The following is a 13,711-nucleotide window of genomic DNA, read 5'->3' as shown; positions in this document are numbered from 1 at the left end:
CGGGCCGGGGCCCGTCAGGTCCGTCGCAGCGCGAGCAGGCGCTGGAGGACGACGAAGACGAGCAGGAGCCCGCCGATGACGATCTTCGTCCACCACGAGGAGAGCGTGCCCTCGAAGGTGATGGCCGTCTGGATGAGCCCGAGCACGAGCACGCCGAGCACCGACCCGAGCACGAAGCCCGACCCGCCGGTGAGCAGCGTGCCGCCGATGACGACCGCGGCGATGGCGTCGAGCTCCATGCCGACGCCCGTGAGCGCGTAGCCGGACCGGGAGAAGATCGCGAACAGCAGACCGCCGAGCCCGGCGCACGTGCCGCTGATGACGTACACGAGCACCTTGGTCCGCGCGACGGGCAGACCCATGAGCCGCGCCGACTGCTCGCCGCCGCCGATCGCGTACACCGTGCGGCCGAACCGCGTGTAGTGCAGCAGCACGAACGCGACGGCGACGACGACCAGGGCGATGAGCCCGGACGGCGTGAGGACGAAGCCGTCCTCCGGCCCCCAGCGCGTGCGGGCCAGCGCGACGATCGTCGGGTCCGCGATCGGGATCGACTCGGGTGCGACGAGGTAGCACAGGCCGCGCGCGAGGAACATCGTGGCGAGCGTCGCGATGAACGGTTGGATCTCGAACACGTGCACCATCACGCCGACGGCGAGCCCGATGAGCGTGCCCGTGAGGATCGCCGCCGGGATCGCCACCGTGGCGGGCCACCCGTGCGTGAGCATCCACGCGGAGACGATGCTCGACAGCGCGACGACGGCACCGACCGACAGGTCGATGCCGCCCGTGAGGATCACGAACGTCATGCCGACCGCGAGGACCACGAGGAACGAGTTGTTGATGAGCAGGTTCGCCATGACCCGCCCGGTGAGGAAGTTGTCGTAGCGCGAGCCGGCCACGACGAGCATGACGACGAGCACGACGACGGTCCCGAGGACGGGCAGGTAGCGGTCGTCGAGGCGCCAGCGCCTCGACGGCGCGGCGGCGTCGGCGGCCGGGGTGCGGCCACGCAGGCGGCGGGTGAGCTGGTCGGTGGACATCAGGCCGGCACCTCCACCGGGACGGGGGCCGTACGACGTCGGCGGGCACGCATCCTGTGCTGCACGACCGGGGACTGCAGCAGGCAGACCGCGATGACGACGAGGGCCTTGAACAGCGACACCGCGTTGGCCGGGATGCCGAGGATGGTGATCGACAGGGTGAGCGTCGTGATGACGAGCGTCCCGACGAGCGTGCCCGTGAGCGAGAACTTGCCGCCCGCGAGCGACGTGCCGCCGATGACCACCGCGAGGATCGCGTCGAGCTCGATGAACAGCCCGATGTTGTTCGCGTCGGCGGCCATGGTGTCGGCGGAGCGGATGAACCCCGCGAGGCACGCGAACAGCGCGCACACGACGTAGACGGTCCAGATGATCGTGCGGGCGCGGACGCCCGCGAGGCGGCTCGCGGAGGGGTTGATGCCGACCGACTCGATGAGCACGCCGAGCGCGGTGCGCCGCGTGACCAGGGCAGTCGCCGCGAAGACGACGCCCGCGATGATCGCCGCGACCGGCAGCGACAGCCAGTACCCCGACGCGAGCGTCTTGTACGGCTGGCTCGTGACGGTCGTGATGTTGCCCCCGGTGATGAGCATCGCGATGCCGCGACCGGCGGTCATGAGGACGAGCGTCGCGATGATCGGCTGGATCCCGACCACCGCCACCAGGAACCCGTTGAACAGGCCGATGAGCAGCGCGATCACCAGGGCCGTGCCGATCGCGGCGGCGACCGTGGCGAGCGAGCCGGGGTCGGGCGACGCGGCGATCTGCGTGAGCGCGACGGCTCCCGCGATCGCCATGACCGCACCCACCGACAGGTCGATGCCGCGCGTCGCGATGACGAGCGTCATGCCGAGGGCCACGAGCAGCAGCACGCTGCTGCGCCGCAGGATGTCGACGGGCCCGCCGAACAGGTGCCCGTCCCGGACGGTGATGTCGAGGAAGGTCGGCGACTTGAGCGTGCTCGCGACGACGAGCACGACGAGCGCGACGATCGGCCAGAACAGGCGGTGCCGCACCACGGACCGCACGACGTTCATGCCCGGTCCTCCTTCCCGAAGAGCTGGACGTCCTGGACCTCGTCGGGCGGCGGCGGGCCGGACGGGTCGTCCGCCGTCCCCGCACTGGCGATGAGGTCGACGACGTCGTCCGTCGTCACGTCGTCGGTGTTGACGAGCTCGGCGACCTTGCGCCGGTCCCGCAGGACGGCGATCCGGTGCGAGAGGCGCAGGACCTCCTCGAGCTCGGCGGAGATGAACACGACCGCCATGCCCTGCGACGCGAGGTCGGCGACGAGCCGCTGGATCTCGGCCTTCGCGCCGACGTCGATGCCGCGCGTGGGCTCGTCGAGCAGCAGGAGCTTCGGCTGCGTCGCGAGCCACCGGGCCAGCAGCACCTTCTGCTGGTTGCCGCCCGACAGGTTGCCCGCGAGCGCGTCCGGGTTGGCGGGCCGGATGCCGAGCGCCTCGACGTACCGGTCGACGACCTCGTCGGCCTTCTTCCTCGGCACGCGCCGCACCCAGCCGCGCTGGGCCTGGATGCCGAGGACGATGTTCTCCCGCACGGTGAGGTCCGCGATGATCCCCTCGGTCTTGCGGCTCTCGGACGAGTACACGATCTTGCGGGCGAGCGCGGCGCGGGGGGTGCGCAGGCGCGCGGGGCGGTCCTCGACGCGCAGCTCGCCGCGGTCGGCGTGGTCCGCGCCGTAGAGCAGGCGCGCGAGCTCCGTGCGGCCGGACCCGAGCAGGCCCGCGAGGCCGACGACCTCGCCCGCGTACACGTCGAGGTCGAACGGCTCGATCGAGCCCTTGCGGCCCAGGCCGATCGCCTGGAGGTACGGGCGGGTGTCCTCGCGCGCGGCGACCACGGGCTTGGGGGCCTCCTCGAGGCGTTCCAGCACCTCGAGCGACCGGCCGATCATCTTCTGCACGAGCTCGACCCGGGGCAGGTCGGCCGTGCGGTACTCCCCGACGAGCGTGCCGTTGCGCAGGACCGTCATGCGGTCGGACAGCGCGTACACCTGCTCGAGGAAGTGGGAGACGAACAGGATCGCGACGCCGCGGTCGCGCAGCGCGCGCACGACGTCGAACAGCCGGGCGACCTCGTCGGCGTCGAGGCTCGACGTGGGCTCGTCGAGGATCAGCACGCGCGCGTCGACCACCATCGCGCGGGAGATCGCGACGAGCTGCTGCACCGCGAGGCTGTGCGACGACAGCTGCGAGCGCGGGTCGATGTCGAGGTTGAGCGTCGCGAGGTGCGTGCGGGCCTCCCGACGGGTCGCGGGCCAGTCGACGACGCCGAACCGGCGGACCTCGTGGCCGAGCATGATGTTCTCCGCGACCGAGAGGTTGTCGCAGAGGTTGACCTCCTGGTACACGGTGCTGATGCCCGCGGCCTGGGCCTGCGCGGGACCGGTGAACGTCACGGGGGTCTCGTCGACGAGGACCGTGCCCGCGTCGACCTGGTAGACGCCGGTCAGCGCCTTGATGAGCGTGGACTTGCCGGCGCCGTTCTCGCCCATGAGCGCGTGCACCTCGCCGGGGAACAGCCGGAAGTCCACGCCGTCGAGCGCCTTGACGCCCGGGAAGCCGATGGAGATCCCCGTCATCGTGACGACGGGGCGCGGCTCGTCGAGCGTCGCGGTGCTCGTCGCCGTCTGGGTGTCGGTCATCGTCGACCTCTCTACCTGCCGGTGCGTCCAACGTACCGGCGAGCGGCACCCGCTCCCGGGGCACGGGCAGGGCCGTGTCCCGGGAGCGGGCGGTGGACGTCGGTCAGTACTGCCGGTTCGGCAGCGCCTCCTGGGCCGCGGCCTGGTCGAACTCCTCGTCCTTGGTGACGATGCGCTTCTCGACCGTGCCGCCCGAGTCGAGCGTCTTGATGATCTCGGCCAGGTCGGGGCCGAGCAGCGGGTTGCACTCGACGATGTAGGTGATCTTGCCGTCGGCGAGCGCCTGCATGCCGTCCTTGACGCCGTCGATCGTCACGACCTTGATGTCCTCGCCCGGCTTCTTGCCCGCGGCCTCGATCGCCTCGATGGCGCCGAGGCCCATGTCGTCGTTGTGCGCGTAGACGACGTCGATGTCCGGGTACGCCTGGAGGAAGCCCTCCATGACCGTCTTGCCCTCGGCGCGCGTGAAGTTGCCCGTCTGCGAGGCGATGATCTCGACGTTCGGGTTGTCCTTCGTGGCCTCCTCGAACCCGGTCTTGCGGTCGATCGCGGGCGCCGAGCCGGTCGTGCCCTGGAGCTCGACGACCTTGATCGGCTCGGTCGCGAGGGTGTCGGACACGTACTTGCCGATCCGGCGGCCCTCCTCGACGAAGTCCGACCCGATGAACGTCACGTAGAGCGACTCGTCCTCGGTGTCGACCGCGCGGTCCGTGAGGATCACGGGGATGTTCGCCGTCTTGGCCTCCTCGAGCACGGCGTCCCAGCCGGACTCGACCACGGGCGAGAACGCGATGTAGTCGACGCCCTGGGCGATGTAGGAGCGGATCGCCTGGATCTGGTTCTCCTGCTTCTGCTGGGCGTCGGAGAACTTGAGGTCGAAGCCCTCCTCCTTCGTGAGCGAGTCCTTGATGGACGTCGTGTTGGCGGTGCGCCACCCGGACTCGGCACCGACCTGGGCGAAGCCGACGGAGATGAGGTCGCCCCCACCGTCGCCGCCCGCGGTCTCGTCGCCGCCGCTGTCGCCGTCGCCGCCGGCGCAGGCCGACAGGCCGAGCACCAGGGCCGCGAGCCCGGCCGTGATCGCGCGCTTGTGGAACGTCGTGCTGGCCATGCTTCTCCTCCTCGAGAAACCCACCTCACCCCCGGTCCGGCCGACGCTGGCCGGACCGCGGTCGTGCACGCCCGGCACTGCCGGGCGGGGCGGTGTGCACCTTCGGTGCGAACCGGACCCCTCGGTCAAGCGCGATGTTAGCGTTCACATCGGGCATGCGGGGCACCGCTTTTGTTGCGATCCGGTCACGCCGCGAGACCGCCGCTGCGCGCGAGCCGCGCGCGGCGCGGCGAGGCCGGTCCGGGTAGGGCTCGACCCCCGGTCCGGCACTCGGGATCGGGTCCCTGGCCGCTCCGGGCGATGATCAGCACGACGCGGGCCTGGCATCGTGCCTATGTTGCTCTTTTGCCTCACTGACGCAAGTTCTTGCGCATGTTCGTGCACTCTTGTCCGGGGTTCTGTCCGGTCTCTACGGTGTGTCCACCCGGCCCGCGTCCCGCGGCGCCGTCCCGGCTGCGCAAGGAGGCGCTCCCGTGCGGATCCCGCTCACCCCCACCCTCGCGCGCGGACGACGACGGCCGCCCCGCGCGGCCACCGTCGCCGTCGTCGCGCTGACCCTCGCCGGCGTGCTCGCCCCCGCCGCCGGCGCCACGGCCACCGGCCGCCCCGGCCCGCCCGTCCCGCCCGGGACGGCCGCGGCGAGCCCACCCGCGACCCGTGCCGCGCTCGACCCGGCCCTCGTCGCGGGGCGCGGCGCCGACCTCGGGGTCGTCGAGCAGGAGGCCGAGGCCGCGACGACGAACGGCACCGTCATCGGCCCCGACCGGACCGCCTACACGCTGCCCGCGGAGGCGTCGGGCCGGTCGGCGGTGCGGCTGCTGCCCGGCCAGCACGTCGAGTTCCGGCTGCCGAAGGCCGCGAACGCGCTGACGATCCGTTACGCGATCCCGGACGCCCCGACGGGCGGCGGGATCACGTCGCCGCTCGACGTCACCGTCGGCAAGGACCGGCGGACGATCACGCTCACGTCGCAGTACTCGTGGCTCTACAACCAGTACCCGTTCACGAACGACCCGGACGCGGGACTGCTGCACCCCGACTGGTGGATCACCGAGTGCGGCTGCGTGCCGTCCGCGACGACACCGGCGCCCACGATCACCACGCCGTTCCGGCCCATGCACTTCTACGACGAGCAGCGCGTGCTGCTGGACCGGACCTACCGCGCGGGCGAGACCGTGCGGCTCACCGTGCCGAAGAAGGCCACCGCCGCGTGGACCGTGATCGACCTGCTCGACTCGCAGCTCGTCGCCGCGCCGCACGTGCGGCTCAAGGCGGCCAACGCCGTGCTGTTCGGCGCCGACCCGACGGGCCGTCGCGACGCCGCCCCCGCGATCGAGCGGGCGATCGCGTTCGCGAAGAAGCACGACCTGCCCGTCTACCTGCCGCCCGGCACGTACCAGGTGAACCGGCACCTCGTCGTCGATGACGTCACCATCGAGGGCGCCGGGTCGTGGTGGACGACGCTGCGCGGGCGCGAGGTCGCGCTGCCGACGCCCGCACCCGACGGGTCGGTCCACACCGGCGTCGGGATCTACGGGAAGCCCGCGGCGGAGGGCGGGTCGCGCGACGTGCACCTGTCCGGGTTCGCGATCCAGGGCGATGTCCGCGAGCGCATCGACACCGACCAGGTGAACGGCGTCGGCGGGGCCATGAGCGACTCCTCGATCCGCGACCTGTACATCCAGCACACCAAGGTCGGCATGTGGTTCGACGGACCCATGTCGAACCTCGTCGTGAGCGACAGCGTGATCGTCGACCAGATCGCCGACGGCGTGAACTTCCACACCGGCGTCACCGACTCCGTCGTGCGGAACTCCGTCGTCCGGAACACGGGCGACGACGCGCTCGCCATGTGGGCGCAGGGCACGACGAACGCGCGCAGCACGTTCGCGCGCAACACCGTCCAGACGCCGACCCTCGCGAACGGGATCGCGATCTACGGCGGCGAGGACATCACGGTCGTCGGCAACCTCGTCGCCGACCCCGTCCGGGAGGGCAGCGCGCTGCACGCCGGGTCGCGCTTCGGCGCCGAGCCGTTCACCGGGTCGCTGCGGTTCGTCGACAACACGACCGTCCGGGCCGGGACCTACGAGCTCAACTGGAACATCGGGCTCGGGGCGCTGTGGGTGTTCGCGCTCGACCGCAGCATCGACGTCGACCTGCAGGTCGTCGGGGACCACTTCCTCGACAGCACGTACAACGCGCTCATGCTCGTGACCGACTGGCCCGTCAAGGACCGGTACTCGATCACCGGCGTCGACGTGCGCGACGTGCGCGTCGACGGCACGGGCACGTCGGTCCTGTCCGCCCGGTCCGCCGGGTCGGCGACGTTCACGAACGTCGACGCGCGCAACGTCGGGGCCGTCGGCATCAACAACTGCGGCGCCTTCGGGTTCACGCCCGCGGGCTCGGAGTTCACCGTGGTCGACGGCGGCGGCAACGACGGCGGCGGGACGACCGGACCGTGGATGGCCCCGTGGGAGCTGCCGAACACGATCACGTGCGACGACCGGCCGCCGGTGGTGCCCCCGCCGCCGCCGTCCGCGTGGTGACGCGCGGGGTGACCCGCTGAGACCGGGGCTCCCGGGCCGGAGTGCGCACCGGTCCGGGAGCCCCTTCGTCTGCGACGGGCCCACCGCGTCAGCGGCAGGCGCGCGACGACGGGTGGGTGCGTCAGCGGTCCTGGCGCAGCCACCCGTCGTCGGCGACGGCCCGTCGCCGCGTCAGCGGTCCTGACGCAGGACGAGGACGCCGTGAGCGGGGACCGTCGCGCCGCCGTCATGCACGCCGCCCGCGACCAGGTCCGTGCCCGACGCGTCGATCCGGGCGTCGTCGTCGGTGTGGTTGATCGCGAACAGCCACGCCGCGCCGTCGCCCACGCGCCGGACGACCTCGACCCCGGCCGGGACGTCGGGCACCAGCGGGTCGACACCGGCAGCCGCGAGCACCGTGCCGAGCAGCGCCGACGTCGACGCCGGGTCCAGGCGCGTCGCGACGTACCAGGCCGCGCCGTCGCCCACGTCGCGACGCGTCACCGCCGGGAAGCCTGCGGACGGGCCGTCGGCGAACGACGCCACGACCTCCGCGTCGGGCACCGTCATGCGCTCCGACCACACCTCGCCGACGGACCCGTCGTCGAGCGTCACGCGACCGCCGTCGGGGAGCGGTGCGAGCTCCTCGCCGCGCACGCCCAGGAGGTCGCGGAACGCCCCCGGGTACCCGCCGAGCAGCACGCGGTCGTGCTCGTCGACCATCCCGGAGAAGTACGTGACGACGACCTGCCCCCCGCGCGCCGCGACCGCCTCGAGCCGGTCGGAGAGCCCGTCCGGCGCGAGGTACAGCGTCGGCACGAGGACCACCTCGTACCCGTCGAGCGGTGCCGTGGCGGGCAGGACGTCGACGGCGACTCCCGCGTCGAGCAGCGCCCGGTGCAGGCGTCGCGCCTGGTCGAGGTAGCGGACGTCGACCGTCGGGTGCGCCTCGAGCTCGGCGGCCCACCACGCCTGCGTGTCCCACAGCAGCGCGACGCGTGCCCGCTCGACGACGCTCCCCCGCACCTCCGCGAGCCGCCCGAGGGTCGCGCCCAGGTCGACGACGTCCCGGAACAGCGCCGAGTCGCGGCCGGCGTGCGGCACCATCCCCGAGTGGTACTTCTCGGCGCCCGCGCGGGACTGCCGCCACTGGAAGAACAGCGCGCCGTCGGCGCCGCGCGCCACGTGCTGCAACGAGTTGCGCAGCAGCTGGCCGGGGCCCTTCGCGAGGTTGCGCGGCTGCCAGTTCACCGCGCTCGTGGAGTGCTCCATGACGAGCCACGGCTCGCCGCCGGCGAGCCCGCGCACGCGGTCGGCGCTGAACGCGAGCTCCGCCCAGCCGTCCGGGTCCGCCGCCCACAGGTAGTGGTCGTTCGAGACCAGGTCGACGAGCGGCGTCGTGGCCGCGTAGTCGAGCTGGTGGAACTCGCCCATCACCATGTAGTTCGTCGTGACCGGCAGGTGCGGCGTGACCTCGCGCAGGACCGCGGCCTCCGCGGCGAGGTGGTCGACGAACGCGTCGGACGAGAACCGCTCGAAGTCGAGCCGCTGCCCCGGGTTGGCGATCGTCGTCGTGCGGCGCGGCGGCAGCACCTGGTCGAACGACGCGTACCGCTGTCCCCAGAACGCCGTCCCCCACGCCAGGTTGAGCGCGTCGACGTCGTCGGAGTACCGCGTGCGCAACCAGTCCCGGAAGGCCGCCGCCGACACGTCGCACCAGCAGCGCCCGTTGTGGCACGCGAGCTCGTTCGACACGTGCCACATCCGCACCGCCGGGTGCTGCCCGTACCGCTCGGCCAGCACACGGGCGATGCGCAGCGCGTGCTCGCGCAGGACCGGGCTGCTCGGGCACCACGACTCGCGGCTGCCCTGCGTGTACCGCAGGCCGTCCGCGTCGACGGGCAGCATCTCCGGGTGCTTCAGATGGAGCCACACCGGCGGCGCCGCGCTCGGCGTCGCCAGGTCGACCCCGATGCCGTTCTCGTGCAGCAGGTCGAGCACACGGTCCAGCCACTCGAACCGGTAGACACCCTCCTCGGGCTCGAGCTCGCCCCACGAGAAGATCCCGACGGACACGAGGTTGACCCCCGCCTCGCGCATGAGCGCGACGTCCTCCTGCCAGACCTCCTCCGGCCACTGCTCCGGGTTGTAGTCGCCGCCGAACGCGATGCCCTCGGTGGGCCAGCGCGCGCTCACCGGGTCACCGCCACGAGCACGTCCCACGCACCGAGCGTCACCGTGGCACCCGCGTCGAGCGGGCCTCCCGGCTCGTCCGGCGGCGGCGGGTCGGCGGGACGGTCGCCGCGCGCGGCGAGCACGTCGAGGTCCGCGGGGGTGACGACGTCGACCGCGTCCCACGACCAGTTGTGCAGCACGTGCACGCGGCGGCCGTCGGTCGTCGTCGAGGTGTGCACCGTGACGCTCGGCGGCAGGTCCGACCAGCCGGCGAGCGGCTGCGGCACGAGCCAGCGCGCGAGCGACCGCGCGAACGACGCGCCCGGCACGGTCCCGACGACGGTCACGCGCCCCGCGCCGTACGCCCGGGTCGTCGCCGCGGCCCAGGCCCCGTGGTGCGGGTGCACGTACCGCGCGAGCACGTCGGCCTCCCCGTCCGCCGCCGCGGTCGTGCGGTCGCCCTCGGGCGGGGTGCCGGGGGTCAGGCCCTCCGCCCACGCCGTCGCCGTCGCGTCGTCGTCCAGGGTCAGCGGGGAGCCGGGGGCGGCGACGACCGGGACCGGCGTCGGGAGGTTGGCGATCTCGTCGTACCAGGCGCCTGCCGCCTCCGACAGGCCGCCCGGCTGGACGGTCGCCCGGGCGCGCGCCTCGGTGTCGGCGTACCCGGTGCGCGGGCCGACGACCAGGTGCCCGCCCGCCTCCGCGTACCGGCGCAGCCAGGCGAGCTCGTCGTCGGAGGCGGCGTAGAACCCGGCCGCCACGAGCACGGGGAGACGCGCGGCGACGGCCGCGGGGTCCTCCGCGCCCACGTGCTGCGGTCGCACGACCCGCACCTGCAGGCCCGCGTCGAACGCGCCCCGGTAGAACGACGCCACGATCCGCGGATAGGACAGGGGGTCGCCCTCGCCCGACGCCGTCTGGAGCGGCGGCTGGCCCGCGAGCGCCCACCGGCTCGCGCCGTGGTGCCAGATCGCGACGTCGGCGTCGGGGGTCGCGTCGGCGAGCAGCCCGCCGACGCGCCCGAGCTCCGCCCCGAGCACGGCCATCTCGCGGTACGCCCGGCCGGGCACGCCGCTGTGCGGCAGCACGCCGCCCCAGTACGTCTCGGCGCCGTAGTGCAACGTGCGCCAGTGCCAGTACTCGACCATGCGCGCGCCGCGGGTCACGAGCGCCCACGCGGCCTGCCGCCACTGCCCCGGGTAGGCGGGCAGGTTCGTCGACGGGCCGCCGATGGCCTGCGCGTCGGTCTCGGTCACGAGGAAGGGCTCGTCGCGCGAGGACCACATCACGTCGGCCACCTGGAACAGCGCCCACGTGCCCGTCGCTGTCCACGACTGCGGCACGACCGCCGCCGACGGGTGCGCGAGGCCGTCCTGCATCGTGTAGTACGCGTTGCCGCTGGTCACGTCGAGGACCGACGCGAGGTCGGCGTCCTCGAGCGCGGGCCGCTCGTACGCGATGCACGTCGTCACCCACTGACCGGGCCGCGCGAGCTCGCGCACGGCGCGGGCCTGCCAGTCGATCATCTCCGTCGTCAGCGACGCCTGGAACCGACGCCACGCGAGGTCGTACTGCGGCTGCGCGTTGCCGTCGGGCGTCCACAGGTCGGCCCACGTCGAGAGGCGGTGCGACCAGTAGACGAGGCCCCACTCGCGGTTGAGCGTCTCGACGTCGCCGTACGTGTCCGACAGGTGGTCGACGAACCGCTCGAAGATCCCGCGGTTGTGCAGCAGGTGCAGGCCCGGCTCGTTGTCGACCTGGTACCCGACGACGGCCGGGTGGTCGCGGTAGCGCTCGACGATCCGGCGCAGCACGCGCTCGGCGTACCAGCGGAACACGGGGTGCGTGAAGTCGACCTCCTGCCGCGCGCCCCAGCCCATCGGCCGGCCCGTCGCGGACTCCCCCGCGATCTCCGGGTACCGGCGGACGAGCCACGGCGGTACCGCGTACGTCGGGGTGCCGAGCACGACGTCGATGCCGCGCTCGTGCGCGCCGTCGAGCACCGGCTCGAGCCAGTCGAGGTCGAACCGCCCGTCGGACGGCTCCCAGGTGGACCAGACCGACTCGCCGACGCGGATCACCGTGAACCCGGCGGCGGCCATGAGGTCGAGGTCGCGCTTGAGGTCGCCGGGCGTCGGGTCGGCGCCGGGGCTGTGGTACTCGTGGTAGTACGCGGCGCCGAAGCGGACGCGGTCGTGCTGCACGGACATGAGGTCTCCTCAGCCGGGTGTACCGGTGGATCAGGGGCCGCGGGCGACAGCGCGCCGGCGGCGGGAACAGGGGGTACGTCAGCCCTTGACGGAGCCGGTCGCGAGCCCGGACTGCCAGTACCGCTGCAGGAACAGGAACGCGATGATCAGCGGGATGATCGAGATGAGCGATCCCGTGATGACGCTCGAGAACAGCGGTCGTGAGCCGGAACCGCCCGCGGCGGTGGCCTGCCACTGCGCGAGGCCGACGGTCAGCGGGAACAGGTCGGGGCTGTTGAGCACGATGAGCGGCAGGAAGTAGTTGTTCCACGTCGCGACCAGCGTGAACAGCAGGACCGTCACGAGGCCCGGGACGAGCAGCCGCAGCGCGACCTGGAAGAAGATCCGCAGCTCCCCGGCACCGTCGACGCGGGCCGCCTCGATGAGCGTGTCGTCGACCGCGTCGGCCGCGTACACCCGCATGAGGAACACCCCGAACGGGCTGACGAGCGAGGGCAGGATGACCGCCCACGGCGTGTTCGTCAGGCCGGCCTTCGCGAACAGCAGGTACGTCGGGATCGCGAGCGCCGTCGTCGGGATCATGATCGACCCGAGGATGCCGCTGAAGATCGCGTTGCTGCCGGGGAACCGGTACTTCGCGAACGCGTAGCCGGCCGCCGTCGCGAGGAACGCGGCGCCGACGGCTGCGGTGCCGGCGTAGATGACGGTGTTGCGCATCCACAGCAGGTAGACGCCGTCCTGCGCCGTGAACACGGCCTGGATGTTCTCCCACAGGGACATCGACTGCGCGAACCACAGGCCGAACGAGGAGAACAGGTCCGCGTTCGACTTGGTCGACGCCACCACGAGCCAGAACAGCGGGAGCAGGAAGTACACCAGGGCCAGCAGCATGAGCACCGTCAGCAGCGGGCTGCGGCGGGGCTGGTCGCTCGAGTAGGCGCGGCGGCGGCGGCTGCGCGGTGCCGCCGGCTGGGCGGGTCCGGACGCGCGCCGGCCCGCGGGGGTGCTGATCGTCGTCGTGGTCATCGGGCACGCTCCTTGCGCTCCCTGCGCTGCGCCGAGAGCTGCACCACGTAGGAGACGATCATGATGACGATGCCCAGCACGAAGGCGATCGCTGCGGCGTAGTTCAGGTCACGGTTGATGAACGAGAGGTTGTACGCGTAGAGGTTCGGCGTGTAGTCGGTGCCGATCACGTTGGGCGCGAGCGACTGCAGCAGGTTCGGCTCGGTGAAGAGCTGGAACGTGCCGATCACGGAGAAGATCAGCGTCAGCAGGAGCGCCGGGCGGACGGCCGGGATCTTGATGCTCCACGCGGTGCGGACCGCGCCGGCCCCGTCGACGGATGCCGCGTCGTACAGCTCTGCGGGGATCGCCCGCAGCGCGGCGTAGATGATGATCATGTTGTAGCCGACGAACTCCCACGTGACGATGTTCATGATCGAGAACAGCATCCAGTCGGCCGACAGGAAGGGCGGCGCCGGGGCGCCGACCGCGTCGGCGATCTGCGCGGCGGGCCCGAAGTCGGGGCCGTAGAGGTAGCCCCACATGAGGGCCGCGACGACGCCGGGCACCGCGTACGGGACGAAGATGCCGAGCCGGATGAAGCGCTGCAGGTACAGCACGCCCGCGTCGAGCAGCAGCGCGAACAGCAGCGACAGCCCGAGCATGACCGGCACCTGGATGACCAGGAAGAGCGTCATGCGTCCGACGCCCGACAGGAACGACGGGTCGGACAGCGCGCGCGAGTAGTTCTCGAGCCCGACGAAGGCGGTGCCGCCGACGAGCTGCTCGCGGAACAGGCTGAGGTAGCCCGCGTAGACGAGCGGCGTGACGAGGAACAGGACGAAGATCGCGACGAACGGCGCGATGAGCAGGTACGCGGTGGCGTTCTGCTTGCGGCGCATCGGCGACGAGTGCCGGTGCTTCCGGGGCTGCGCGAGGGTGCGCTCGGGCGTGACGACGTCGGTCAT

Annotated in this window: 9 protein-coding genes; 1 reads left to right on the top strand and 8 read right to left on the bottom strand. The window is 72.4% G+C overall.

All coding sequences use genetic code 11. The features are described 5' to 3' along the window. Positions 1-14: 14 nt before the first annotated feature. The 4 genes from yjfF to KOV94_RS02965 form a co-directional block, all read right to left on the bottom strand. Positions 15-1,043 (bottom strand): galactofuranose ABC transporter, permease protein YjfF, encoded by a 1,029-nt coding sequence (gene yjfF, locus KOV94_RS02980; RefSeq protein WP_218051177.1) that lies wholly within the window; start codon positions 1,041-1,043, stop codon positions 15-17. Continuing rightward, positions 1,043-2,080 (bottom strand): ABC transporter permease, encoded by a 1,038-nt coding sequence (locus KOV94_RS02975; protein WP_218051176.1) that lies wholly within the window; start codon positions 2,078-2,080, stop codon positions 1,043-1,045. Before KOV94_RS02975 ends, yjfF begins: the two co-directional genes overlap by 1 nt. Then, a complete protein-coding gene (locus KOV94_RS02970; RefSeq protein WP_225915916.1) occupies positions 2,077-3,711 on the bottom strand; it encodes a sugar ABC transporter ATP-binding protein in 1,635 nt (544 codons plus the stop codon). The genes KOV94_RS02975 and KOV94_RS02970 overlap by 4 nt, the downstream gene beginning before the upstream one ends. 103 nt (positions 3,712-3,814) lie before the next feature. Then, entirely contained in the window at positions 3,815-4,822 is a 1,008-nt protein-coding gene (locus KOV94_RS02965; RefSeq protein ID WP_124343411.1) for an ABC transporter substrate-binding protein, read from the bottom strand. Between the two features lie 473 nt (positions 4,823-5,295). Here KOV94_RS02965 and KOV94_RS02960 point away from each other — a divergent pair, with 473 nt between their 5' ends. Then, entirely contained in the window at positions 5,296-7,374 is a 2,079-nt protein-coding gene (locus KOV94_RS02960; protein ID WP_308160334.1) for a glycosyl hydrolase family 28-related protein, read from the top strand. A gap of 171 nt (positions 7,375-7,545) precedes the next feature. Here KOV94_RS02960 and KOV94_RS02955 read toward each other — a convergent pair whose 3' ends face one another. From KOV94_RS02955 to KOV94_RS02940, 4 genes are all read right to left on the bottom strand, one after another. Further along, on the bottom strand, positions 7,546-9,549 hold the full coding sequence (locus KOV94_RS02955; protein ID WP_218051175.1) for a beta-galactosidase: 2,004 nt from the start codon (positions 9,547-9,549) through the stop codon (positions 7,546-7,548). After that, on the bottom strand, positions 9,546-11,738 hold the full coding sequence (locus KOV94_RS02950) for a beta-galactosidase (protein WP_218051174.1): 2,193 nt from the start codon (positions 11,736-11,738) through the stop codon (positions 9,546-9,548). Before KOV94_RS02950 ends, KOV94_RS02955 begins: the two co-directional genes overlap by 4 nt. A gap of 78 nt (positions 11,739-11,816) precedes the next feature. After that, a complete protein-coding gene (locus KOV94_RS02945) occupies positions 11,817-12,764 on the bottom strand; it encodes a carbohydrate ABC transporter permease (protein WP_218051173.1) in 948 nt (315 codons plus the stop codon). Then, entirely contained in the window at positions 12,761-13,711 is a 951-nt protein-coding gene (locus tag KOV94_RS02940) for a carbohydrate ABC transporter permease (protein ID WP_124341306.1), read from the bottom strand. The genes KOV94_RS02945 and KOV94_RS02940 overlap by 4 nt, the downstream gene beginning before the upstream one ends.

The sequence above is a fragment of the Cellulomonas algicola genome (assembly GCF_019024305.1).
GTDB classification, from domain to species: domain Bacteria; phylum Actinomycetota; class Actinomycetes; order Actinomycetales; family Cellulomonadaceae; genus Cellulomonas; species Cellulomonas algicola.
Note: the sequence above shows the minus strand (reverse complement) of the source record. Positions and strands in the feature narration are given on the sequence as shown.

What these genes read in the sequence shown, in the direction of transcription:
- yjfF (WP_218051177.1), bottom strand. Translation starts at nt 1,043, where the DNA reads ATGTCCACCGACCAGCTCACCCGCCGCCTGCGTGGCCGCACCCCGGCC.
- KOV94_RS02975 (WP_218051176.1), bottom strand. Translation starts at nt 2,080, where the DNA reads ATGAACGTCGTGCGGTCCGTGGTGCGGCACCGCCTGTTCTGGCCGATC.
- KOV94_RS02970 (WP_225915916.1), bottom strand. Translation starts at nt 3,711, where the DNA reads ATGACCGACACCCAGACGGCGACGAGCACCGCGACGCTCGACGAGCCG.
- KOV94_RS02965 (WP_124343411.1), bottom strand. Translation starts at nt 4,822, where the DNA reads ATGGCCAGCACGACGTTCCACAAGCGCGCGATCACGGCCGGGCTCGCG.
- KOV94_RS02950 (WP_218051174.1), bottom strand. Translation starts at nt 11,738, where the DNA reads ATGTCCGTGCAGCACGACCGCGTCCGCTTCGGCGCCGCGTACTACCAC.
- KOV94_RS02945 (WP_218051173.1), bottom strand. Translation starts at nt 12,764, where the DNA reads ATGACCACGACGACGATCAGCACCCCCGCGGGCCGGCGCGCGTCCGGA.
- KOV94_RS02940 (WP_124341306.1), bottom strand. Translation starts at nt 13,711, where the DNA reads ATGACCGACGTCGTCACGCCCGAGCGCACCCTCGCGCAGCCCCGGAAG.